Annotated in this window: 18 protein-coding genes; 13 read left to right on the forward strand and 5 right to left on the reverse strand. The window is 73.4% G+C overall.

The window, feature by feature from the left end:
• The first annotated feature begins 1 nt into the window (after position 1).
• Both QWY29_RS07230 and QWY29_RS07235 read left to right on the forward strand, forming a co-directional pair.
• Complete coding sequence (locus QWY29_RS07230; RefSeq protein WP_300960391.1) at positions 2–1132, forward strand: lipid II:glycine glycyltransferase FemX; 1131 nt, start codon at positions 2–4, stop codon at positions 1130–1132.
• Positions 1132–2187, forward strand: a complete 1056-nt coding sequence (locus tag QWY29_RS07235) for an alanine racemase (RefSeq protein ID WP_300960057.1) — start codon at positions 1132–1134, stop codon at positions 2185–2187. The genes QWY29_RS07230 and QWY29_RS07235 overlap by 1 nt, the downstream gene beginning before the upstream one ends.
• A 16-nt stretch (positions 2188–2203) precedes the next feature.
• On the opposite strand, the gene QWY29_RS07240 is transcribed toward QWY29_RS07235, so the two are convergent.
• The gene (locus QWY29_RS07240) at positions 2204–3616 is read right to left on the reverse strand and encodes a glycosyltransferase family 87 protein (RefSeq protein WP_300960058.1); all 1413 of its coding nucleotides are present in this window, start codon (positions 3614–3616) and stop codon (positions 2204–2206) included.
• A 7-nt stretch (positions 3617–3623) separates the two neighbouring features.
• Positions 3624–5927: a transglycosylase domain-containing protein gene (locus tag QWY29_RS07245; protein ID WP_300960060.1), complete on the reverse strand. Its 2304-nt coding sequence runs from the start codon at positions 5925–5927 to the stop codon at positions 3624–3626.
• A gap of 184 nt (positions 5928–6111) precedes the next feature.
• Here QWY29_RS07245 and QWY29_RS07250 point away from each other — a divergent pair, with 184 nt between their 5' ends.
• Entirely contained in the window at positions 6112–6708 is a 597-nt protein-coding gene (locus tag QWY29_RS07250) for a PadR family transcriptional regulator (protein ID WP_300960061.1), read from the forward strand.
• Positions 6709–6758: 50 nt separating this feature from the next.
• On the forward strand, positions 6759–7844 hold the full coding sequence (locus QWY29_RS07255) for an inositol-3-phosphate synthase (RefSeq protein ID WP_300960063.1): 1086 nt from the start codon (positions 6759–6761) through the stop codon (positions 7842–7844).
• Between the two features lie 233 nt (positions 7845–8077).
• On the opposite strand, the gene QWY29_RS07260 is transcribed toward QWY29_RS07255, so the two are convergent.
• Entirely contained in the window at positions 8078–8563 is a 486-nt protein-coding gene (locus QWY29_RS07260) for an SRPBCC family protein (RefSeq protein WP_300960064.1), read from the reverse strand.
• A gap of 35 nt (positions 8564–8598) precedes the next feature.
• On the reverse strand, positions 8599–10044 hold the full coding sequence (locus QWY29_RS07265; RefSeq protein WP_300960066.1) for a CCA tRNA nucleotidyltransferase: 1446 nt from the start codon (positions 10042–10044) through the stop codon (positions 8599–8601).
• Positions 10045–10088: 44 nt separating this feature from the next.
• On the opposite strand from QWY29_RS07265, the gene QWY29_RS07270 reads away from it, so the two are divergent.
• The 7 genes from QWY29_RS07270 (at position 10089) to trxA (ending at position 19167) form a co-directional block, all read left to right on the forward strand.
• On the forward strand, positions 10089–12320 hold the full coding sequence (locus QWY29_RS07270; protein WP_300960067.1) for a DUF6049 family protein: 2232 nt from the start codon (positions 10089–10091) through the stop codon (positions 12318–12320).
• A complete protein-coding gene (murJ, locus tag QWY29_RS07275) occupies positions 12317–14035 on the forward strand; it encodes a murein biosynthesis integral membrane protein MurJ (protein WP_300960069.1) in 1719 nt (572 codons plus the stop codon). Before QWY29_RS07270 ends, murJ begins: the two co-directional genes overlap by 4 nt.
• A gap of 77 nt (positions 14036–14112) precedes the next feature.
• The gene (locus QWY29_RS07280) at positions 14113–16044 is read left to right on the forward strand and encodes a protein kinase family protein (protein ID WP_300960070.1); all 1932 of its coding nucleotides are present in this window, start codon (positions 14113–14115) and stop codon (positions 16042–16044) included.
• Positions 16041–16787, forward strand: coding sequence for an RNA polymerase sigma factor SigM (gene sigM, locus QWY29_RS07285; RefSeq protein WP_300960072.1), 747 nt, complete (start codon positions 16041–16043; stop codon positions 16785–16787). The genes QWY29_RS07280 and sigM overlap by 4 nt, the downstream gene beginning before the upstream one ends.
• Positions 16784–17578, forward strand: coding sequence for a hypothetical protein (locus QWY29_RS07290; protein ID WP_300960074.1), 795 nt, complete (start codon positions 16784–16786; stop codon positions 17576–17578). Before sigM ends, QWY29_RS07290 begins: the two co-directional genes overlap by 4 nt.
• Positions 17579–17705: 127 nt before the next feature.
• Positions 17706–18722: a thioredoxin-disulfide reductase gene (gene trxB / locus QWY29_RS07295; protein ID WP_300960075.1), complete on the forward strand. Its 1017-nt coding sequence runs from the start codon at positions 17706–17708 to the stop codon at positions 18720–18722.
• Positions 18723–18837: 115 nt separating this feature from the next.
• Positions 18838–19167, forward strand: coding sequence for a thioredoxin (gene trxA, locus QWY29_RS07300; protein ID WP_300960076.1), 330 nt, complete (start codon positions 18838–18840; stop codon positions 19165–19167).
• Between the two features lie 6 nt (positions 19168–19173).
• Here the strand turns inward: trxA and QWY29_RS07305 are convergent, their stop codons facing one another.
• Positions 19174–19845, reverse strand: coding sequence for a GNAT family N-acetyltransferase (locus QWY29_RS07305; protein WP_300960077.1), 672 nt, complete (start codon positions 19843–19845; stop codon positions 19174–19176).
• A 54-nt stretch (positions 19846–19899) separates the two neighbouring features.
• Here QWY29_RS07305 and QWY29_RS07310 point away from each other — a divergent pair, with 54 nt between their 5' ends.
• Complete coding sequence (locus tag QWY29_RS07310) at positions 19900–21114, forward strand: pyridoxal phosphate-dependent aminotransferase (RefSeq protein ID WP_300960079.1); 1215 nt, start codon at positions 19900–19902, stop codon at positions 21112–21114.
• A 56-nt stretch (positions 21115–21170) separates the two neighbouring features.
• The gene (locus QWY29_RS07315; protein WP_300960081.1) at positions 21171–21938 is read left to right on the forward strand and encodes a lysophospholipid acyltransferase family protein; all 768 of its coding nucleotides are present in this window, start codon (positions 21171–21173) and stop codon (positions 21936–21938) included.
• The last annotated feature ends 197 nt before the right edge of the window (positions 21939–22135 follow it).

The raw sequence follows: 22135 nt of genomic DNA on the forward strand, positions 1-22135 counted from the left end.
GCTGACCGTCCGCGAGATCTCCGAGACCGAGCACCTCGCCTTCGTGCGGGCGCAGCGATCCACGTCGTTCCTGCAGACCCCCGCGTGGGGCAAGGTGAAGTCCGAGTGGCGGCGCCAGTCGATCGGCTGGTTCGAGGACGGCGGGACCGAGCCGGTCGGCGCGGCCCTGGTGCTCTACCGCCAGCTGCCCAAGGTGCGCCGCTACCTCGCCTACCTGCCCGAGGGCCCGGTCGTCGACTGGACCGACGAGGACCTCGGGGCCTGGCTGCGGCCGCTCGCGGCGCACGTCAAGGGCCACGGCGCGTTCGGCGTGCGGATCGGTCCGCCGGTCGTGACGCGCCGCTGGGACGCGGCCACGATCAAGGAGGGCATCGCCGCCGACGGCGTACGCCGCCTGGGCGAGCTCGCGCCGACCGAGCGCGACGGCACCGGCGCCCGCGTGGTCACGCAGCTGCGCGAGCTGGGCTGGCGCTCGCAGGCGGTCGCCGGCGGGTTCGCCGCCGGGCAGCCGCAGCACGTCTTCCAGGTGCCGCTGGCCGGCCGCTCGGAGGACGACGTCCTCGCCGGGATGAACCAGCAGTGGCGCCGCAACATCAAGAAGGCCGCCAAGGCCGGCGTCGAGGTGACCTCCACCAGCTCCGCGGAGGGGATCCTCGAGCAGCTGCGGGCCTTCCACGACCTCTACGTGCACACGGCCGAGCGCGACCGGTTCACCCCGCGGCCGCTGTCGTACTTCCGCACCATGGTCGAGGCCCTCGCCGCCGAGGAGCCCGACCGGATCACGCTGCACCTCGCGCGGCACGAGGGCGACCTGGTGGCGGCCACGATCGCGATCCGCGTCGGCGCCCACGCGTGGTACTCCTACGGCGCCTCGTCGACCGAGAAGCGCGACGTCCGCGGCTCCAACGCCGTGCAGTGGGCGATGATGCGCGCCGCGATCGCCGCCGGCGCCGACGTCTACGACCTGCGCGGCATCACCGAGACCCTCGACCCCGACGACCCGCACGTCGGGCTCATCCAGTTCAAGGTCGGCACGGGTGGCGAGGCCGTCGAGCTGGTCGGCGAGTGGGACCTCCCGCTCGTCAAGCCGCTCTACAAGGCCTTCGAGCTCTACATGAAGCGACGCGGCTGATGAGCCTGGTCCTGCACGTCGACGGCGAGCGGTGGCGCACCCACCTGCGCTCCTTCGCCGACGCCCACCCCGGCGTGGTGCCGGTCTGCAAGGGCAACGGCTACGGGTTCACCCTCGGCCGGCTCGCCCGCAAGAGCCAGTGGCTGGGCGTCGACACCATCGCCGTCGGGACCTACGACGAGCTGCCGCACGTCGCGAGCCGCTTCGACGGCAGCCTGCTCGTGCTCACCCCCTGGCGGCCGTTCGGCGCCGCGCTCGAGCTCGACCCCGCCCTCGCCGACCGCGTCGTCCACACGGTCAGCCGCCCGCAGGACGTCGACGACCTGCTCGCCCGGCAGCCCGACGCCCGGCTCGTGCTGGAGCGGATGACCAGCATGCAGCGCCACGGCCACACCGCCCGCGAGCTGTGGGCCGCCGCGCGCAGCGTCGCCGACCACCCCCGCGCCCGGCTCGAGGGCGTCGCCCTCCACCTCCCGCTCGCCCAGGGCTCCCACCTCGGCGAGGTCGAGCGGCTGCTCAACGACGTGGTCGCCGCCGAGCTCGACACCCGCACGATCTGGGTCAGCCACCTCACCGACGCCGAGCTCGCCACGCTGGGGGCGTCGTACGCCGACTACGACATCCGCCCCCGCACGGGGACCGGCCTGTGGCTCGGCGACCGCGGCGCGCTGCGGGTGACCGCGACCGTCCTCGACGTGCACGCCGTCGAGCGCGGCGACTCCTTCGGCTACCGCGGGCGCACCGCGCCGAAGTCCGGACACCTGCTCGTCGTCAGCGGCGGCACCGCCCACGGGATCGGCCTCGAGGCCCCCACCGGCGACTCCGGCCTCAAGGCCCGCGCGGCCACGCTGGCCCGCGGCGGCCTCGACGCGGTCGGCTTCGTCCGCTCGCCGTTCTCGATCGACGGCAAGCAGCGGCTCTTCGCCGAGCCCCCGCACATGCAGGCCTCGATGCTCTTCCTGCCCTCGGGCTCGGACGTGCCCGACGTCGGCGACGAGGTCGACGTGCGCGTGCGGTTCACCGCCACCGCGTTCGACCGCGTGCTCGTCGAGTAGTCAGTCCTCCCCGGGGTCAGCCCGTGCGAGCCAGGCGCGGGGGCGGGGCGACGTAAGCGCCGTCGCGGACCGGGTCGTGCCGGGGGCTCAGGACGTCGCGGACGACGATGGCGACCAGGTAGAGCTCGCAGGCCACCCGCAGGGCGATCGCGAGCCAGTAGAACCCCGCGTCGCCGCCGCCGGCGGGCGCGAGGTACTCCCCGAGGTACCACCACACGGCCGCGAAGTAGAGGACCTCGCCAGCCTGCCAGACCAGCTGGTCGCGCCAGCGGGGCCGGGCGAGCACGGCGAGCGGCAGCAGCCACAAGACGTACTGCGGCGAGTAGACCTTGTTGACCAGCAGGAAGCCGGCCACCACGAGGAACCCCAGCTGCGCCAGTCGTGGCGTCTCCGGGGCGCGCAGCCCCAGCACCAGCACGGCCAGGCACCAGGCGCCGAAGAACAGCCAGGAGGCGACGTTGATCGTGTGCGCGCTGATCGCCGCGTCGCCGGCCTGCTGCGCGACCAGCCAGAGCGACCCGAGGTCGGCGCCGCGCTCGGAGTTGAACGACCAGAAGACCCGCCACTGCTCCGGCCCCGAGAGGTACGCCGGCAGGTCGGCCACCACCCAGGCAGCGGCCGCGGCCGCGGCGACGGCCACGAGGTCGCGCAGCCGCTTGTCGCGCAGGCAGATGACGAGCACTCCCCCGAGCAGGAACAGCGGGTAGAGCTTCGTGGCGGTGCCCAGCCCGATGAGCACGCCGGTCAGCACCGGCCGGTCCCGCGACCACGCCCAGGTCGCGGCGGCGACGAGCCCCACCGCGAGCAGGTCCCAGTTGACGAGCGCGGTCAGCGCCAGCGCCGGCGAGGCGGCGTACGCCATCGCGTCCCAGGGGCGGCGCCGGTGCGTGCGCGACAGGAACCACACGGTCAGCAGGGCGACGGCGCCGAGCCCGACGGCGTTGACGACGACGTACCACCGGATCTCCGACTGCACCTCGGGCCGGCCGAAGAGCGACTCCGCCGGCTGCGCGGCGCGCTCGGCGAGGTCGGGCAGCCCGAGGTGGTCGGCGGCCTGCGCGACCCAGGCGGTGCCCCAGGCCCAGTAGGAGATGCCGACGGGGTACTCCATGACCTCGTAGCGGTCACGGACCTGATCGTCGTCGGTGTAGGGCCAGGCCCGCTCGACCATGCCGCGCCCGGTGTAGAGGTAGGGCAGGTCGGAGTAGCACATGTGGGAGTAGCGCTGCTGCCCGTCGCTCCAGGTGTCGTCGTAGCAGCTCTGCTTCTGCACCATGCCGAGCGCGAAGCAGACCGCCGTCACCAGCAGCACCACCCGCAGCGGCGTCCACCAGCGGTGCCCGGCGCCGCGTCGACCCATCGGGCCGCCGACGCCCTCGCTCAGGGCGCGGGCGACGGGGTCCTCGTGGGTCGGGTGGACGTGCGCCACGGGCCGGTCAGTCCCGGCCGCGTCCCGCGGCCGACCGCGACGGCCCGGCGGCCCGGGAGGGCCCGGCACCCGGCGTCGCCGAGGCGGTCGGGTCCGGCGACGGCGGCGGCGAGCTCGGGGGCGGCGTCTCCGTGGGGCCGCAGCCGAGGATGTCGCAGCTCGGCGACGGCTCCTGCGTCGGCGTCGGCTCCTGCGTCGGCGTCGGCTCCTGGGTCGGCGTCGGGGTCTCGGACTCGATCTCGTTGCTCGGCTGCTGGCTCGGCGGCGGCTTGCGCGTGGGCGACGGCGGCGGGACGTACGGCGCGTGGCCGTCGGTGGGCGCGTCGCCGTCGACGTACGCCGGCTCGGGGAACTCCTCGACCGGCAGGCCGTCCATCAGCGTCTGCATCGCGTTGGTCCACGTGCGGGCGGGGTAGGAGCCGCCGAAGTACTCCGGCAGCCAGCCGAGCAGCTGCTCGTTGCCCTTGCCGCGGACGTACATCACCGCGGTCGCCATCTGCGGGGTGAAGCCGGCGTACCAGGCCGAGGAGACCTCGTCGCGGCCGTTGGTGGCGGTGCCGGTCTTGCCCGCCGACGGGCGGCCGAGCTCCAGCGCGGCGCTGCCGGAGCCGCCGGTGACGTTCTGCTGCAGGGCGTAGGAGACGTCCGCGGCGATGTCGGCGTCGAGCACGCGCCGGGGCTCGGGAGCCTCGTCGGCGTGGGAGTAGCGGGTCTCGCCGCCGCGGTCCACGACCTTCTCGATGATGAACGGCTCGGCGTAGACGCCCTCGTTGGCGATCGTCGCGTAGCCGCTGGCCATGTTGATGGGGCTGACCGTCGCGCTGCCGAGCGCGACGGTGGCGACCGGCTCGAGGCCCGGGGAGACGCTCGGGAAGCCGGGGCCGTCCTCGTCGGCGTCGCCGGACGGGACGCCCATGGCGTCCATCATCTTCACGACCTTCTCCGGGCCGTCCTCCATCGCCATCGTCATGTCGACGAACGCGGAGTTCGCGGACTTCTGGGTCGCGGTGATCATGTTGATCGCCGAGCCGTAGCTGGCGTCGCCCTGGTTGGTGACCTCGATGCCGCCGGGGAGCTCGAAGGGCGAGTTGCCGTCGAAGGTGTCCTTGAGCGAGAAGCCCTCCTTGATCGCCGCCGCCAGCGCGAACGCCTTCAGCGTCGAGCCGGCCTGGCCGCCGGAGACCGCCCAGTTGATCTGCGACTGCAGGTAGTCCTGTCCGCCGTAGAAGCCGCGCACCGCGCCGGTGCCGGGCTCGACGCTGGCGACGCCGACGTGGAGCTCCTTGTCCTTGAAGCCCTCGGGCCGCTCCTCGACGACGGCCTGCTTGGCCGCGGCCATCGCCTTCGGGGTGAAGGTCGTGGTGACCCGCAGCCCACCGCCCTCGATCTCCTCCTGGTCGAAGCCGAGCTCGGTCAGCTCCTTGCGGACCATCGTGAGCATGTGGCCCTTCTGGTCGCCGTAGGTGCTGCCGGCCTCGATCTTCGGGAACTTCGGCAGCCGCTTCTTGGCCTTCTCGGCCTGCTCGGCGGTGATCATCTCCAGGTCGGCCATCTGGTTCAGCGTGTACTGGAAGCGGCCCAGCAGCGCCTCGCGGGCGTCCTTGCCGTTGGCCGGGTCGAACCGCGTGGGGTTGTTCAGCACGCTGGCGAGCACGGCGCTCTGCCGCAGGTCGAGGTTCTTGGCCGGGCGGTCGAAGAACGCGCGGGAGGCCGCCTCGACGCCGTACGCACCGCGACCGAAGTAGATGGTGTTGAGGTAGCCCTCGAGGATGCGCGACTTGCTCTGCTGGCGCTGGACCTTCAGCGACAGGATCGCTTCCTTGATCTTGCGCTGGTAGCTGCGCTCCTGGGAGAGGTACAGGATCTTGACGTACTGCTGGGTGATCGTCGACGCGCCCTGGCGGTTGCCGCCCTGGGCGTTGTTGAACGCCGCGCGCACGATGCCCTTGGGGTCGATGCCGCTGTCGGTCCAGAACGTCTCGTTCTCCGCCGCGACGACCGCGTCCTTGAGCGACTGCGGCATCTGGTCGAGGTCGATGGAGACCCGGTTCTGCGTCGCGAAGCGGCCCAGCTCGGTCTTGCCGTCGTCGAAGTAGACGAACGTCGTCTGGGTCTCGAAGTCCTCGTTCGGGTCCGGGATGTCGATCGTCTGGTAGAGCACCAGGAACGCCGCGCCCGCCAGCAGCGCGCCGACGAGGCCGAGCGCGAGGAACCACCGGGCGACCCGCCACACCTTCTGCTTGCGGGTGCGCGGCGGCTTGGGGGCCTTCTTGACCGCCGGGCCGGCGGCCCGACGCTTGCCTTCACTCACGCTGGTGCTTCTCCTGTCGGCTGCACGACGGCCCGACGCTGACCTCGCACCGGACCGGGCGGGCCGTGCCGGACGGGGCCCGCGCCGCAGGACAGGGTACGCATCCGGCCGGAACCGGGCCCGTCGTACGTCGCCGATAGGTCGGATGTTCGCAACCGGTGGATATATCGCTACGATAGGTCGCGTGTCACGACGTGGGGAGACCATCGAGCTCGCGGTCCTCGGACTGCTGCACGAGGGACCCATGCACGGCTACGAGCTGCGCAAGCGGCTGAACCTCATGCTCGGGTGGGGGCGCGTGCTCTCCTACGGCTCGCTCTACCCGACGCTGAAGAAGATGCTGCGGGGCAACCTCATCGAGGAGTCCACCAGCACCCCGGCCATCGCCACCCGTCGGCCCCGGATCGTCTACCAGGTCACCGAGGCCGGCACCCACGAGTTCGAGCGCCTCATGTCCGAGGTCGGCCCGGCCGCGTGGGAGGACGACAACTTCGACATCCGGTTCGCGTTCTTCGGTCGCACCGACATGGAGATCCGGCTGCGCGTGCTCGAGGGCCGCCGCATCCGCCTCCAGGAGCGGCTCGACCGGGTGCAGCGCGAGCTGTCGATGACCGAGAAGGAGGTCGACCGCTACGCGGCCGAGCTCCAGCGCCACGGGGTGGAGTCCGTCGAGCGGGAGGTCCGGTGGCTCTCGGACCTCATCAACGCCGAGCGCGGGCTGAGCGCGGGGCAGCCGATGCCCCCGCCCTCCGACAGCAGCACCGCACCACAGCAGACCTAGCAAGCGCAGCGCACACAGACCTCGATCAAGCGTCAAGGAAGGAAGACCCGATGGGTTCGGTTCGAGTGGCAATCGTGGGGGTGGGCAACTGCGCCACCTCCCTCGTGCAGGGTGTCGAGTACTACAAGGACGCGGACCCCACGGGCTCCGTGCCGGGCCTGATGCACGTCGCCTTCGGCGACTACCACGTCAAGGACGTCGAGTTCGTCGCGGCGTTCGACGTCGACGACAAGAAGGTCGGCAAGGACCTGTCCGAGGCCATCAACGCCTCGGAGAACAACACGATCAAGATCTGCGACGTGCCGACCATCGGTGTCGAGGTCCAGCGCGGCCCGACCCTCGACGGCCTCGGCAAGTACTACCGCGAGACCATCGAGGAGTCCGCCGCCGACCCGGTCGACGTCGTCCAGACCCTCAAGGACCGCCAGGTCGACGTCATGGTGTCCTACCTCCCGGTGGGCTCCGAGGAGGCCGACAAGTTCTACGCCCAGTGCGCGATCGACGCCGGCGTGGCCTTCGTCAACGCCCTTCCCGTCTTCATCGCCTCCGACCCCGAGTGGGCCAAGAAGTTCGAGGACGCCGGCGTCCCGATCGTCGGCGACGACATCAAGTCGCAGGTCGGCGCCACCATCACCCACCGCGTGATGGCGAAGCTGTTCGAGGACCGCGGCGTGACGCTGGACCGCACCTACCAGCTCAACGTCGGCGGCAACATGGACTTCAAGAACATGCTCGAGCGCGAGCGCCTGGAGTCCAAGAAGGTCTCCAAGACCCAGGCCGTGACCTCGAACCTCACCGGTTCGCTCAAGGGCAAGGTCCACGACAAGAACGTGCACATCGGTCCCTCGGACTACGTCGCGTGGCTCGACGACCGCAAGTGGGCCTACGTCCGCCTCGAGGGTCGTGCCTTCGGCGACGTGCCGCTCAACCTGGAGTACAAGCTCGAGGTCTGGGACTCGCCCAACTCCGCCGGCATCATCATCGACGCGATCCGCGCCGCGAAGATCGCCAAGGACCGCGGCCTCGGCGGCCCGATCATCTCGGCGTCGTCGTACCTCATGAAGTCCCCGCCGGTGCAGCTGCCCGACGACGAGGGTCGCCGCCGCGTCGAGGCCTTCATCGCCGGCGAGGAGTGACCTCCTCCCGCTGAGCCCCGGCTCCGCTCCACCGCTCCACCCCACGGCCCGCCCGGTCCACCCGGGCGGGCCGTCGGCGTTCCTCGGGCCGTCCGTCCTGGCGGCCGGCGTCAGCTGTAACGCGCAGCTACCCACTCTGTAGGCACGCTGCAGCGTGCCTACAGAGCAGCGAACGTCGCGTTACATGACCGGCCGAGCGCTCGGGCCCGGCCGGCTGAGCCGACCGACAGGCGTCAGCGGGCGGCGGCGAGGGCCTCGGCGGAGGCCTTGATCTTGTCGAGGGTCTCGGCCATGCCGGCGCGGAGCTCGTCGGTGAAGGTGTCGACGCCGCCGAGGGCGACGCGGGTCATCACCAGCGAGACGCCGGAGATGCCCTCGGAGGTCTCGCGGCGGTTGGTGAGCCGGGTGCCGCCGTCGGGGGTGGGGGCGAGGGTGAAGGACCAGGTGGTGCGGTTCTCGTTGACGCGGAAGGCGAAGCGCACGTGCGGGTCGAACGACGTCACCTTCGCCGTGGTCGGCCACACGAGCGGGCCGCGGTGGTTGAGGTTGAGGAACGTCGTGCCCTGCTGGACGGGGCGGCCGCGGACGAAGGTCCGCAGCACCTGCGGGCTCCACTCCCGCGCCCGGGTCGGGTCGGCGACGAGGGACCACACCGTCGCGGGCGGGGCGGCGACCTCGACGGTCGCCTCGAGGTCCTGGGCGGTCACAGCGCTGGCCATGCGCCGCAGACTAGTGGCGCCGACCGGTGGAGGTGCTAGCGCGCGGCCCACCAGGCGAGCAGCTCCTCGCGGGCGCGCTCCTCGCCGAGCGGGCCGTGGTCCATCCGCAGCTCGAGCAGGTGGCGGTAGGCCTGGCCCACCTCGCGCCCGGGCCCGATGCCGAGGATCTCCATGATCTGGTTGCCGTCGAGGTCGGGGCGCAGGGAGTCGAGCTCCTCCTGCTCCGAGAGCCGGGCGATCCGCTCCTCGAGCTCGTCGTAGGTGCGCGCCAGCCGGGTCGCCTTGCGCTGGTTGCGGGTGGTGCAGTCGGCGCGGGTGAGGATGTGCAGCCGCTCGAGCTGGCTGCCGGCGTCGCGGACGTAGCGGCGCACGGCGGAGTCGGTCCACTCCCCCGAGCCGTAGCCGTGGAAGCGCAGGTGCAGCTCGACGAGCTTGGTCACGGCGTCGACCTCGTCGTTGGAGAAGCGCAGCGCCTGCATCCGCTTGCGGGTGATCTTGGCGCCGACCACGTCGTGGTGGTGGAAGGTGACGGTCCCGTCGTCGACGAACCGGCGCGTGCGCGGCTTGCCCACGTCGTGCATGAGCGCGGCGAACCGCGAGACGAAGTCGGGCGCGCCACCGAGCCGGTGCTCGAGGTCGATCGCCTGCTCGAGGACGGTGAGGGTGTGCTCGTAGACGTCCTTGTGGCGGTGGTGCTCGTCGCGCTCGAGCTGCAGCGCCGGCAGCTCGGGCAGCACCAGCGCGGCGAGGCCGGTGTCGACCAGCAGCGTCAGCCCGAGGCGGGGGTACGGCGCGCACACCAGCTTGACCAGCTCATCGCGGACCCGCTCGGCGGAGATGATCGAGATCCGTTCGGCCATCGCGGTCATCGCCTCGCGGACACCGTCGTCGACGGTGAAGCCGAGCTGGGCGGCGAACCGGGCGGCCCGCATCATCCGCAGCGGGTCGTCGGAGAAGGAGTCCTCGGGCCGGCCCGGGGTGCGCAGCACGCGGTGGGCGAGGTCGACCACGCCGCCGTACGGGTCCTCGACCTGGCGGCCCGGCAGCCGCACCGCCATCGCGTTGACCGTGAAGTCGCGCCGGCCCAGGTCGCCGTCGAGGGAGTCGCCGAAGTCGACGTCGGGCTTGCGGGAGTCGGGGTCGTAGGCCTCGGAGCGGTACGTCGTGATCTCGACCTGCCACTCGCCGCGGCGGCAGCCGATGGTGCCGAAGGCGCGGCCCATGTCCCAGATCGCGTCGGCCCAGCCCTTGAGCAGCCGCTCGGTCTGCTCGGGCCGGGCGGAGGTGGTGAAGTCGAGGTCGTTGTGGTGGCGGCCGAGCATCGCGTCGCGGACGGGCCCGCCCACCAGCGACAGCTCGTGGCCCGCGTCGGCGAAGCGGCGACCCAGCTCGTCGATCACCGGCGCGATCCGGTCCAGCTCCTCGGTCACCGAGCGCTGGACGTCGGTGAGCTGCAGGGGAGGAAGGGGAGCGTCGGGCACGGGGGACGATTCTAGGTGCGAAAAGGACGGATAGTGTCGTCCGCATGCTTCGCCCCCGGTCGCTGCGGCCTGCCCTGGCGGCCGTGGCCCTCGTGCTGGGGGTCTCCACGGCGGTGCCCGGGGTGGTCGCGACCCTCCCGCCGGCGGCCGCGGCCGCTCCGGCCGCGGCCGACGACGACGCTCCGCTGACGGTGACCATCAGCTCGCTGACCCCGGGCGCGATCCCGCGGCGCGGCCCGATCCGCATCGCCGGCGAGGTCACCAACACCAGCACCGAGACGTGGTCGGCGATCCGGCTCTACCCGTTCGTCGGCTCGACCCCGATCACCACCGCCGACCAGCTGGCCGAGGCCTCCGGGGTCCCCGCCGACATCGAGGTGGGCGGCCGCATCGTCGAGGTCAGCGACGACGTCGACGAGCTGGCGCCGGGGGAGTCGGCGCAGTTCCGGCTCGTCCTCCCGCGCAACCGGATCCCGGTGACGGCGGCCGGCGTCTACTGGTTCGGCGTGCACGCGCTCGGCGAGTCCCCCGCGGGCCGCATCGACGGCGCCGACGGCCGGGCCCGCACCTTCCTCCCGCTGGTCCCCCGCTCCACGCGCGGCCAGGTCCCCACCGCCGTCGTGATCCCGCTGCGCCGCTCGCTGGCCCGCGAGGACGACGGCTCGCTGGCGGACGTCGAGGCGTGGACCCGCACCCTCGACACCGACGGTTCGCTCCGGACGCTGGTCGACCTGGGCGCCTCGGCCGGCGACCAGCCGATGACCTGGCTGGTCGACCCCGCCCTGGTCGACGCGGTCCGCGACCTCGCCGCCGGCAACCCGCCGCGGTCCCTGGCGCCCACGACCGACGGCCGCCCGATCGCCCCCTCGGACCCGCCCGACGTGGCCTTCTCGCCCGCCGCCGGGGAGTCGGACGGCGCCGAGGGCGACCAGGACGGCGACGGCGGGGACCAGGACGGCGAGGGCGGCGACGGTCCCGGGTCGGGCGACCACGAGCCCACCGCGGAGGAGGTGGCGGCCGCCGAGGTCGCCTCGGCCTGGCTGGGGCGGCTCAGCGCGGCCCTGTCCGGCGACGAGGTGCTCGCCCTGCCGTACGGCGACCTCGACGTGGCCGGTGCGGTCGACGCCGACCCCGCCCTGCTGCCCCGTGCGCGGGCGCGCAGCATCGAGGCGACGGGCCCGTGGGAGGTCGGCACCAGCCCGGCCCTGGGCTCGCCGACCGGGTACCTCGACCCGCAGGTGCTGCGCTCGACCGACGCCGGCGACACGATCCTCGTCACCGACCGGATGCTCGGCCCGGACGCCCCCGGGGTGGCCACGGTCTCGGGGCGCCGCCTCGTGGTGACCTCCTCCGGCGCCGCCTCGGGCGGACCGGGGCCCGACGACCGGCTCGGTGCGGTCGCGCTGCGCCAGCGGGTGCTCGCCGAGGCCGCCGTGCGGCTGCTCAACCCGGGCCGCAAGCCGCTCGTGGTGCAGCTGCCGACCGGGTGGGCCCCCGGCGCGACCACCGGCTTCGTCGACGGCCTCGACGAGGACTGGATCGACCTGGGCACCGTCGAGGACGCCGCCGACCGCGAGGGCACCGCGGTGTCGCTGGCCGACCTGCAGCTGCCCGAGCGCCAGGTGCGGCGTCGCGTCGACCCCTCGACCTTCGAGGCCGCCGCCGACCTCATCGGTGCCGGCGAGGTGCTGCAGCACGTGCTGCGCGACAACACCGGCGTCGCCGCCGACGTGGCCGACGAGGCGCTCGCCGCGGTGTCGTACTCCTCCCGCGGCCGGCTCTCCGACACCCGCATCGCCCTCGCCCGCTCCCGCCGGTGGATCGAGGACCGCCTGTCGGGCGTGACCATCGAGGCGCCCTCGGGCGTCGCGCTCTCCAGCGCCACCGGCCGCTTCGGCGCCACCGTCGCCAACGCCCTCGACGAGCCGGTCGAGGTGAGCATCCAGGCCGTCACCGACGACCCCGACGCGATCTCCATCGAGGGCCCCGAGACCGTCGAGGTCGGCGCCGGCCAGCGCGTCTCGGTGCTGCTCGACGCCTCGACCCGCGAGCCCGGCGTGCACCGCGTCCGGCTCGTGCTGACCGACCACACCGAGGACCCCGAGGACACCCACACCCCCCTCGGCTCGACCGAGGAGCTCTCCATCCGATCGATCCAGGCCAGCGGGATCATCTGGGTGATCATGGGCGCCGGGGCCGTGCTGCTCTTCGGGACGATCGCGCTGCGCCTGGTCCGCAGCGTGCTGCGCGCCCGGCGCGAGGAGGGCACGGCATGACCGGACCGACCGACCGACCCACCAGCGGCTCCACCAGCGATCCCACCGACGACCGGACCAGCAGCCGGGCCGCGGAGGAGCAGGACCAGCGCTCGATCCTCTCCAGCAGCGCGGTGATGGCCGCCGGGACGATCGTGTCCCGGTTCAGCGGCTACGCGCGCACGCTGCTGCTGGCCGCGGCGCTCGGCAACCTGCTGCACGCCGACGTCTTCAACATCGCCAACACGATCCCGAACATGCTCTACATCCTGCTGGCGGGCGGCGTCTTCAACGCCGTGCTCGTCCCGCAGCTGGTGCGCGCGGCCAAGGACGACGCCGACCGCGGCGACGCCTACACCAACCGGGTCGTCACGCTCGCCGCGCTGTTCCTCGGCGCGGTGACGGTGCTGCTGGTGGTGGCCGCGCCCTGGGTGATGGACCTGTACGTCGACCCCGACGTCCCCGCCGACGCCCGCGAGTCGGTCGTCGACCTGGCCCGCTGGTGCCTGCCGCAGGTCTTCTTCTACGGCATGTTCGTGCTGGTCGGGCAGATCCTCAACGCCCGCGGCCGCTTCGGCCCGATGATGTGGGCGCCGATCGCCAACAACGTCATCTCGGTGCTGGTCCTCGGCCTCTACCTGCTCCTCTACGGCACCGCGAAGGGCGCCGAGCTGACCGCGGGGTTCGACGCGGACCAGGAGCTCGTGCTCGGCCTCGGCTCGACGCTGGGGATCGTCGCGCAGCTGGCGATCCTCGTGCCCTACCTGCGCGCCGCGGGGTTCCGCTACCGCCCGCGCTTCGACTTCCGCGGCACCGGCCTGGGCCACACCCTGCGCCTGGGCGTGTGGACGGTGCTGTTCGTCATCGTCAACCAGGTCGCCTACACCGTCGTGGTCCGCCTCGCCTCCCAGGGCACGGCCGGCGGCGGCTCCGAGGCGACCGGCTACTCCGTCTACTCCGCGGCGTTCCTCATCGTCATGGTCCCCCACTCGGTGATCACCGTCTCGCTGGCGACCGCGATCCTCCCGACGCTGTCCCGGCGCGCGGCCGCGGCGGACCTGCCGGGCCTCGCGCGCTCGCTCAGCTCGACCCTGCGGACCGCCCTGGCCGTCGTGCTGCCCTTCGCCGCGCTGCTGCCCGTGCTCGCCCCCGAGCTGGCGCGGGTGATCTCGCTCGGCGCGGCCGCCGCGACCTACGAGAACTACATCGGCACGCTCGCCGCCTTCGCCCCCGGCCTCGTGCTCTTCACCGTGCACTACCTGATGCTGCGCGGCTTCTACGCCCTCGAGCAGACCCGCACCGTCTTCTACGTCCAGTGCGGCGTCGGCGTGACCAACGTGCTCGCCGCGCTGGTGCTGGTCCACGCGACCGACGACGCCGGCACCGCGCCCGCCCTCGCGACGGCGTACGCCGCGGCGTACGGCGTCGGCGCCGCCCTCTCCTACGCCGTCCTCCGTCGTCGGCTCGGCGGCCTGCGCACGCCGACGCTGGTGCGGTTCGCGGTCCGGATGGCGATCGCCGTCGGCGTGTCGACCGCGGCGGCCTGGGGCGCGGCGCTGCTGCTGGACGTGCTCGGCGACGAGTCGTCGTACGCCGTGGCGGTGCTGCGGGCGCTCGTCGTGGTGCTCGTCGACGTCGCCGTGTTCCTCGCCGCTGCCCGCGTGCTGCGGCTGACCGAGGTCACCTCGGTCGTCGAGACGCTCACCCGGCGGCTTCCGCTCCCCCGCGGTCGCTGACGGTCCTACGATGGCCGGACCCCCGGGACGGTGTCTGCTCCACCCGGGGCTCCGAGGTCGAAGGGGATGAGGAGGCCGTGCCGCACACCGCACGCCCGGGAGACGTCCTCGCCGACCGCTACCGCCTCGTCGACCTGCTCTCCGAGAGCCGCGGCGGGCGCTTCTGGCGGGCCCACGACCGCGTCCTGGAGCGGCACGTCGCCCTGCACGTCATCGACGCCGCCGACGAGCGCGCCCCCGGGCTGATCGACGCCGCGCGCCGCTCGGCCACCGTGCTGGACCGCCGCGTGCTGCGGGTGCTGGACGCCGAGCGGCTCGACGGCGTCTGCTACGTCGTCAACGAGTGGGGCTCAGGCACCTCGCTGGACATCCTGCTCGCCACCAGCGGGCCGCTGAGCCCCCGCAAGGCGGCCTGGCTGGTCGGGGAGGTCGCCGACGCCGTCGCCACCTCCCACGCCGCCGGGGTCGCCCACGGCCGGCTGGTCCCCGAGAACGTCCTCGTCGAGCGCAGCGGCCACGTCCGCGTCATCGGCCTGTGCGTCGACGCCGCGCTCCACGGCCTGCCCGCCGAGGGCACCTCGGCCGACGTCACCGACCTCGCCGGCCTGCTGTACGCCGCGTTGACCGGCCGGTGGGCGGGCGTCTCGCCGTCCGCGGTCCCGCCGGCGCCGCAGGAGCACGGCCACGTGCTGCGGCCGCGGCAGGTGCGGGCCGGTGTCCCCCGTCCGCTCGACGCGCTGTGCGAGGCGCTGCTCAACCCCTACGCCGCCCGGCGCGACCTGCTCGACGTGACCACCGCGCGCGGCGTGGCGGCGTACCTCGAGGAGTTCGTCGGCGACCCCGCGGGCGTCCCCGAGGCGCTGGCCGCCTCCACCCCGCAGGTGCACCGGCCCTCCACCATCGTGCTGCCGCCCATCCCCGACCTGCTCCCCCACGACGCGCCCGAGCCAGACCCCGACCCCGAGCCGGAGCCCGAGCCCGAGCCCGAGCCCGAGCCGACGGTCGTCGTCGAGCCCCTCCCGAGGCCCGAGCCCACCGGGGAGACCGGGGAGACCGGGCCCGCCGGGTCGGGCGAGCTGCCCACCGAGGCGGGCCTGCCGATCTTCGACGACGAGACCGACGACGTGTCGTGGCTGGAGCGGCGCACCGAACCGGTGCCGCCCCCGCCGCCGTTCGAGGAGCCGCCCAGCCGGCCGCTCTTCGCCCCCGACCCGACCGACGGGGCCCCGGCCCGCCGACCGCGGCCCGGCGTGAACCACGGCGACGCCGGCCCGCACGCGTTCGCCGACGCCCCGGGTCCGGGCCCGGGCGCCGACGGCACCTACTGGCCCTGGGACACCGGGGACGGCCGCGGCACGGGCGCCTCGCTGCCGGTCGTCGGCGACGACACCGGGCAGCTCGACGAGGTGCCCGGTCGCCGCTGGATGCGCCTGGCGATCGCGCTCGGCGTGCTCGCCGCCGTGCTGCTCGTGACGGTCGTGGCGGTCAACCTCGGCCGCGGCCGCGGTCCCCTCGGCACCGCCGGGGAGGACCCGACCACGAGCGCCTCGCCCACGGCGACGCCCCCGACGCCGGTCCAGGTGCGGGGCGTCACCGACCTCGACCCGCAGGGCGGCGACGGCGAGGAGAATCCCGACCTCGCGCCGCTCGCCGCCGACGGCGACCCCGCGACCACCTGGCGCACGGCCACCTACCAGCAGCAGCTCGGTCCCGGCGGCCTGAAGACCGGCGTGGGCCTCGTGCTCGACCTCGGCTCGTCGCAGGAGGTCGCCGAGGTCGAGCTGACCCTGGCCGGCGCGCCGACGGAGGTGACGGTCTACGTCTCCGAGACCGAGCCGACCGCCGTCCGCGACCTGGCCGTGGCGGGCTCCGACACGCTCGAGGAGCGCGGGCGGGTGCCGCTCGACGACCCGGTCACCGGGCGGTACGTCGTCGTCTGGCTGACCTCGCTCCCGGCGGTCGACGGCGGCTACCGCGGCGAGGTGGCCGAGGTCGTGGTGCGCGGGTGAGCGCCCGGACCGACGCCGAGCTGCTCGCCGCCCACGTCGCCGGCGACCACGCCGCGTTCGGCGAGCTGGTCGAGCGCCACCGCGACCGGTTGTGGGCGGTCGCGCTGCGCACCACCGGCAACCGTGACGACGCGGCCGACGGCCTCCAGGACGGTCTCGTGGCGGCGTACCGCCGGGCCGGCTCGTTCCGCGGCGACGCGGCGGTCACGACCTGGCTGCACCGCGTCGTCGTCAACGCCTGCCTGGACCGGCTGCGCGCCATGCGGGTGCGGCGCACCGAGACGCTCCCCGACGACCTGGAGGAGTACGGCGACCGCGGCTCGCGCGCCTCCGCCACCCCCGAGGCCGAGGACCCCGCCGAGGCCAGCCTGCGCGGCGAGCGCCGCCGGGCGGTGCTCGCGGCCCTGGCGACGCTGCCGCTCGAGCAGCGTGCCGCGCTGGTACTGGTCGACATGGAGGGCTACTCCGTCGCCGAGGCCGCCCAGGTGCTGGACTGCGCCGTCGGGACCGTGAAGTCGCGCTGCTCGCGGGGCCGGGCCCGCCTGGCCGACCTGCTCGAGATCGAGCGGCCCGTGCGACCCGGGCCACGCGGCGGGAACCGGCGCGGGACCTCGCCCGTCCCAGCACCGGCCGACCTGACAGGATCTGCGGCCGACCCCGCCCCCGCCGACCTGGCGGAGCAGCTGCCCCACGACCCGACCCGCGACCCGACCCGCGACCACACCGGAGGAGGTGCACCGTGAGCCGTCCCGGCACCGACGACCAGCTCGACCCCCGTGAGGAGGAGGTGCGCCGCCGGCTGGCCGACGCCCGCCACGTCGAGCCCGTCCCGGTCGACGTGGCCGGGCGGCTGGACCGCGTGCTGGCCGAGCTCGCCGCGGGCGAGGACGTCCCGTCGTCGGTCGACGAGCTCGCGGTGCGCCGACGCCGTCGTGCGGCCGGCCTGCTCGCGGCCGCCGCGGTCGTGACCGTCGCGGGCCTCGGGCTCGGCCAGGTGCTCCCCGGCTCGGGCGGCAGCGACGACTCCGGTTCCGCCGCCGACAGCGTCGCCGGCCTCGACCGCGACGCCGCCGGTCGCAGCACCGCCGCCAAGGAGAGTGCCGCGGCCGAGCCCGGGGACGGTGCGGGCGGCGGCTCCGCAGCCAACGAGGGCAAGGGGGAAGGCCTGGCCGCGGGCGCCGCGGTCCCCGAGGCCGCCACCACCCTCGACGCCTTCGTCACCCCGCCCGGCCGGCCGGTGCGCGTGCGCCCGGAGCGGTTCGCCGCCGACGCCCTCCGCGCCCGCGACGTGGTCGACGGCGGCCGCGACACCGACCGCGGCCGGCCCGGCGGCGGGAAGCGCCGCGACGGCGAGCAGACGTTCTTCGAGTGCACCCCGGCCGACTGGGGACCGGGCGTCGCGGTGCCGGTGCTCTACGACGACGAGCCGCACGTGCTGGTCTTCCGCGCCCCCGCCGGCGACAGCCAGGTCGCCGACCTGCTCCAGTGCGGAACCGGCGAGATCCTGCGCTCCACGACGCTGCCCGCCGGCTGACCCCGCGCGCGGAACAACCCTCGCCTACGATCGGTTGACATCGAAGGACCCCGGGGCACCCCGGGTCCGTCCCCCGCCGGCGGGAGCGACGCCGGCAGCCACCGCACCGCGAGGAGACGTCGACTCCATGTCCGACACCGCAACCCGTCAGGTCATCATCATCGGGTCCGGCCCGTCCGGCTACACCGCAGCGGTGTACGCCGCACGCGCCAACCTGCAGCCGCTGGTCTTCGAGGGCTCGGTGACCGCGGGCGGCGCGTTGATGAACACCACCGAGGTCGAGAACTTCCCCGGCTTCCGCGACGGCATCATGGGCCCCGCGCTGATGGACGAGATGCGCGCCCAGGCCGAGCGGTTCGGCGCCGAGCTGGTCTCCGACGACGTCGTCGAGGTCGACCTGACCGCCGAGCCGAAGGTCGTCCGCACGGCCACCGGCACCTTCACCGCGCGGTCCGTGATCCTCGCGACCGGCTCGGGCTACCGCAAGCTCGGCCTGCCCAAGGAGGACGAGCTCTCCGGCCGCGGCGTGTCCTGGTGCGCGACCTGCGACGGCTTCTTCTTCCGCGAGCAGCACATCGCGGTCGTCGGCGGCGGCGACTCCGCGATCGAGGAGGCGACGTTCCTGACCCGCTTCGGCTCCAAGGTCTCCCTCATCGTGCGCCGCGACGAGCTGCGCGCCTCCAAGATCATGCAGGACCGCGCGTTCGCCGACCCCAAGCTCGAGATCGAGTGGAACTCCGTGGTCGACGAGATCCACGGCGCGGACCGCCTCGAGGGGATCACGCTCAAGGACACCGTCACCGGCGAGACCCGGCGGATGGACGCCACCGGCCTGTTCATCGCCATCGGCCACGACCCCCGCTCGGAGCTGCTGCGCGGCCAGGTCGACCTCGACCCCAACGGGTACGTCGTCGTGGAGCACCCCTCCACCGGCACCAACCTGCCGGGCGTCTTCGCCGCGGGCGACCTGGTCGACCACCACTACCGCCAGGCGATCACCGCCGCCGGCACCGGCTGCGCCGCAGCGCTGGACGCCGAGCGCTACCTCGCCGCGCTGGACACCGTCTCCGACACCCCCGCCGAGGCGCAGGCCCGCGTCGACGCCGAGGTCGCCGTGGAGACCGTGCAGACCGCCGGCGCCTGAGCCGCTCCCCCGCAGCGGCCGCCGCCCCGGCCCCGGAACAAACCGTCGGTGGGCCGGTGTTCACTCCTCAGCAGCAACCAGCAGCAGCAGACACACTCCAGGGAAGGATCCTCACGTGGGCAACATCGCAGCCGTGACCGACGCCGAGTTCGAGGCGCAGGTCCTCAAGTCCGACAAGCCGGTCCTCGTGGACTTCTGGGCCGAGTGGTGCGGTCCGTGCCGCCAGGTCGCCCCGATCCTCGACGAGATCGCCGGTGCGCACGGCGACAAGATCTCCTTCTTCAAGATGAACGTCGACGAGAACCCCGTGACGCCGTCGTCCTACCGGGTCACCGGCATCCCGACGATCAACGTCTACCAGGGTGGCGAGGTCGTGAAGACCATCGTCGGCGCCCGCCCGAAGGCGACGCTGCTCAACGAGCTCTCCGAGTTCATCTCGGCCTGAGGCCCCTCAGGTCCGATCCGCGGCCCTCGACACCGTCCCTCGTGACGGCGTCGGGGGCCGCACCGGTTTCGGGGCCGGTCGCACCGCGCCGAGCAGCTTCTCGACGGCGGCCTCGACCTCGTCGCGCCAGGTGAGCGCGGAGCGCAGCTCCATCCGCATCCGCGGGTTGGTGGGGTGCGCGCGCTGGGTCCCGAAGCCGACCCCGGCCAGGAACCCGACCGGCACCAGGCAGGGTGCCGCGACGTCGGCCAGCCGGCCGGGCAGTGCCGTCCCGAACGCCTCCACCGCGCGGATGCCGCCACGGTGGATCAGGTCGCGGGCCATGCCCTGCACGAGCACCCGCCCCAACCCCCCGCCCGCGTGCCGCGGATCGACGTACGCCGTCGTCAGCAGCACCGCGTCCGGGCTCACCGGGGCGGTGGGGATGCCGCCCGCGCCCGGCGCGTAGGCCGGCGGGACGTAGACGACGTGGCCGACCGGGTCGCCGTCGACCAGCACCACCTGGCCGCACGAGCCCCACTCGCGCAGCACCTCCGAGAGCCAGGCCCGCTTCTCGGCCACCGGGTCCTCCACGCGCCGACGGGTGACCGGGTCCAGCTCCCAGAACAGGCAGGAGCGGCACGGTGCGGTGAGCGCGTCGAGGTGGTCGAGCGTGAGCCGGACGACCTTGCGGGACACAGGATGCACCTCCTGCGGGCCATGCTAGGCGCGCAGCCTGCGAGGATGGGCGACGTGCGCCAGATCCGCCAGAGCCGCAAGCTCCGCAACGTCCGCTACGACGTCCGCGGTCCGATCCTGGTCGAGGCCCAGCGCCTCGAGAGCGAGGGCCACCGGATCCTGAAGCTCAACATCGGCAACACCGCGCCGTTCGGCTTCGAGGCGCCCGAGGCGATCGTCGCCGACATCGTCCACCACCTGCCGGACTCCCAGGGGTACGCCGACTCGCGCGGCATCTACGAGGCGCGCACCGCGGTGATGAACTACTACCAGTCCCGCGGGCTGCGCGACGTCCGCGTCGACGACGTCTTCATCGGCAACGGCGTCTCCGAGCTCATCTCGATGGTGCTCCAGGCGTTCGTCGACGACGGCAACGAGATCCTCGTGCCGGCGCCCGACTACCCCCTGTGGACCGGAGCGGTCACGCTGGCCGGCGGCACGGCGGTGCACTACCGCTGCGACGAGGCCGACGACTGGAACCCCGACCTCGCCGACATCGAGGCCAAGATCACCGAGAACACCCACGCCCTGGTGATCATCAACCCCAACAACCCGACCGGCGCGGTCTACAGCGTGGAGACCGTCAAGGGTCTCGTCGACATCGCCCGGCGCCACGACCTGGTCGTGATGGCCGACGAGATCTACGAGAAGATCCTCTTCGAGGACGCCGTGCACCACCACGCGGCGACGTACGCCGGCAGCGACGTGCTGTGCCTGACCTTCAGCGGCCTCTCCAAGGCCTACCGGGTCTGCGGCTACCGCGCCGGCTGGGTGATGATCTCCGGCCCCAAGGAGCTCGCCGAGGACTTCATCGAGGGCCTCACGCTCATCGCCAACATGCGCATGTGCGCCAACGTCCCGGCCCAGCACGCGATCCAGACCGCCCTCGGCGGCTACCAGTCGGTCGAGGAGCTCATCGGCCCCGGCGGGCGCTACTACGAGCAGGCGATGCTCGCCCACCGGATGCTCAACGAGATCCCGGGCGTCAGCAGCGTCAAGCCGCGCGGCGCGCTCTACTGCTTCCCCCGCCTGGACCCCGAGGTCTACCCGATCGAGGACGACGAGGCCTTCGTCATCGAGCTGCTGCGGGCGAAGAAGCTGCTGGTCACCCACGGCACCGGCTTCAACTGGCCCGAGCCCGACCACTTCCGGCTCGTCACGCTGCCCGCGGTCGACGTGCTGGAGGAGGCGATCAGCCGGATCGCCGACTTCCTCGCCGTACGCCGCTGAGCCCGGCGCCGCTGTCCGGTGCGGCGCGGCGTGGGGCCGCCCCCTACGCTCACCGCATGCGCGACATCAGCTACCCGCCCATCATCTGGTCGGCCAAGGCCGCGTTCCGCCTGCTCGGGCAACGGTTCCAGCTGAGCGGGACCGAGCACGTGCCGACCACCGGTGGTGCCCTGCTCGCGTGCAACCACGTCGGCTACCTCGACTTCATCTACGGCGGCCTCGCGGCGAACCCGTCGGGCCGCCTGGTGCGCTTCATGGCGAAGAAGGAGATCTTCGACCACTCCGTCGGCGGTCCGGTGATGCGGTCGATGCACCACATCGCCGTCGACCGCGGCGAGGGCCTGGCCTCCTACCACCAGGCCGTGGACTACCTGCGTGCCGGCGAGGTCGTCGGCATCTTCCCCGAGGCGACCATCTCGCGGTCCTTCGAGGTCAAGGAGATCAAGACCGGGGCCGCGCGCATCGCCGCTGCGGCGTCGGTCCCGCTGATCCCGGTGACGCTGTGGGGCACGCAGCGCATCTTCACCAAGGACCACCCCAAGGACTTCAGCCGCGGCAAGACGATCGCCATCCACGTCGGCGAGCCGTTGCACCCCACCGGTGAGGACCCGGTCGCCGAGACCGCCGAGCTGCACGCGGCGATGTCGGCGCTGCTGGACGAGACGATCGCGGCGTACCCCGCCGAGGAGCAGCCCCCGGGCAGCTGGTGGCTCCCCGCCCGCCACGGCGGATCGGCCCCCACGCTCGACGAGGCGGTCCGCCTCGACGCGGCGGAGAAGCGCGAGCGCGCCGCTCGCCGCGCCGCCAAGCGCGCCCAAGGCTGACCCGACCTCGACCGACCCGTCTCGTCGGTTCGCCGGGCCGTTTCCGGGTTGTCCAGGTGCGATTCTGAGCAGAGTCGGGGCGTCAACGTCTACGCAATGGCGCGGCTGTCGCGCTCAGATCGCCTCCCACAGCACCGAAACCGCGCGATTGCGCAGCGGTCGACGACCCGATGACAGTCACTTCATCGCTTTGTCGA

The organism is Nocardioides abyssi (genome assembly GCF_030412915.1).
Classification (GTDB): Bacteria; Actinomycetota; Actinomycetes; order Propionibacteriales; family Nocardioidaceae; genus Nocardioides; species Nocardioides abyssi.

Bases quoted from the DNA above. Each gene is read 5' to 3' on its own strand.
- murJ (WP_300960069.1), top strand. From the start codon at position 12,317: ATGACCGGACCGACCGACCGACCCACCAGCGGCTCCACCAGCGATCCC.
- QWY29_RS07235 (WP_300960057.1), top strand. From the start codon at position 1,132: ATGAGCCTGGTCCTGCACGTCGACGGCGAGCGGTGGCGCACCCACCTG.
- trxB (WP_300960075.1), top strand. From the start codon at position 17,706: ATGTCCGACACCGCAACCCGTCAGGTCATCATCATCGGGTCCGGCCCG.
- QWY29_RS07260 (WP_300960064.1), bottom strand. From the start codon at position 8,563: ATGGCCAGCGCTGTGACCGCCCAGGACCTCGAGGCGACCGTCGAGGTC.
- QWY29_RS07315 (WP_300960081.1), top strand. From the start codon at position 21,171: ATGCGCGACATCAGCTACCCGCCCATCATCTGGTCGGCCAAGGCCGCG.
- QWY29_RS07255 (WP_300960063.1), top strand. From the start codon at position 6,759: ATGGGTTCGGTTCGAGTGGCAATCGTGGGGGTGGGCAACTGCGCCACC.
- QWY29_RS07270 (WP_300960067.1), top strand. From the start codon at position 10,089: ATGCTTCGCCCCCGGTCGCTGCGGCCTGCCCTGGCGGCCGTGGCCCTC.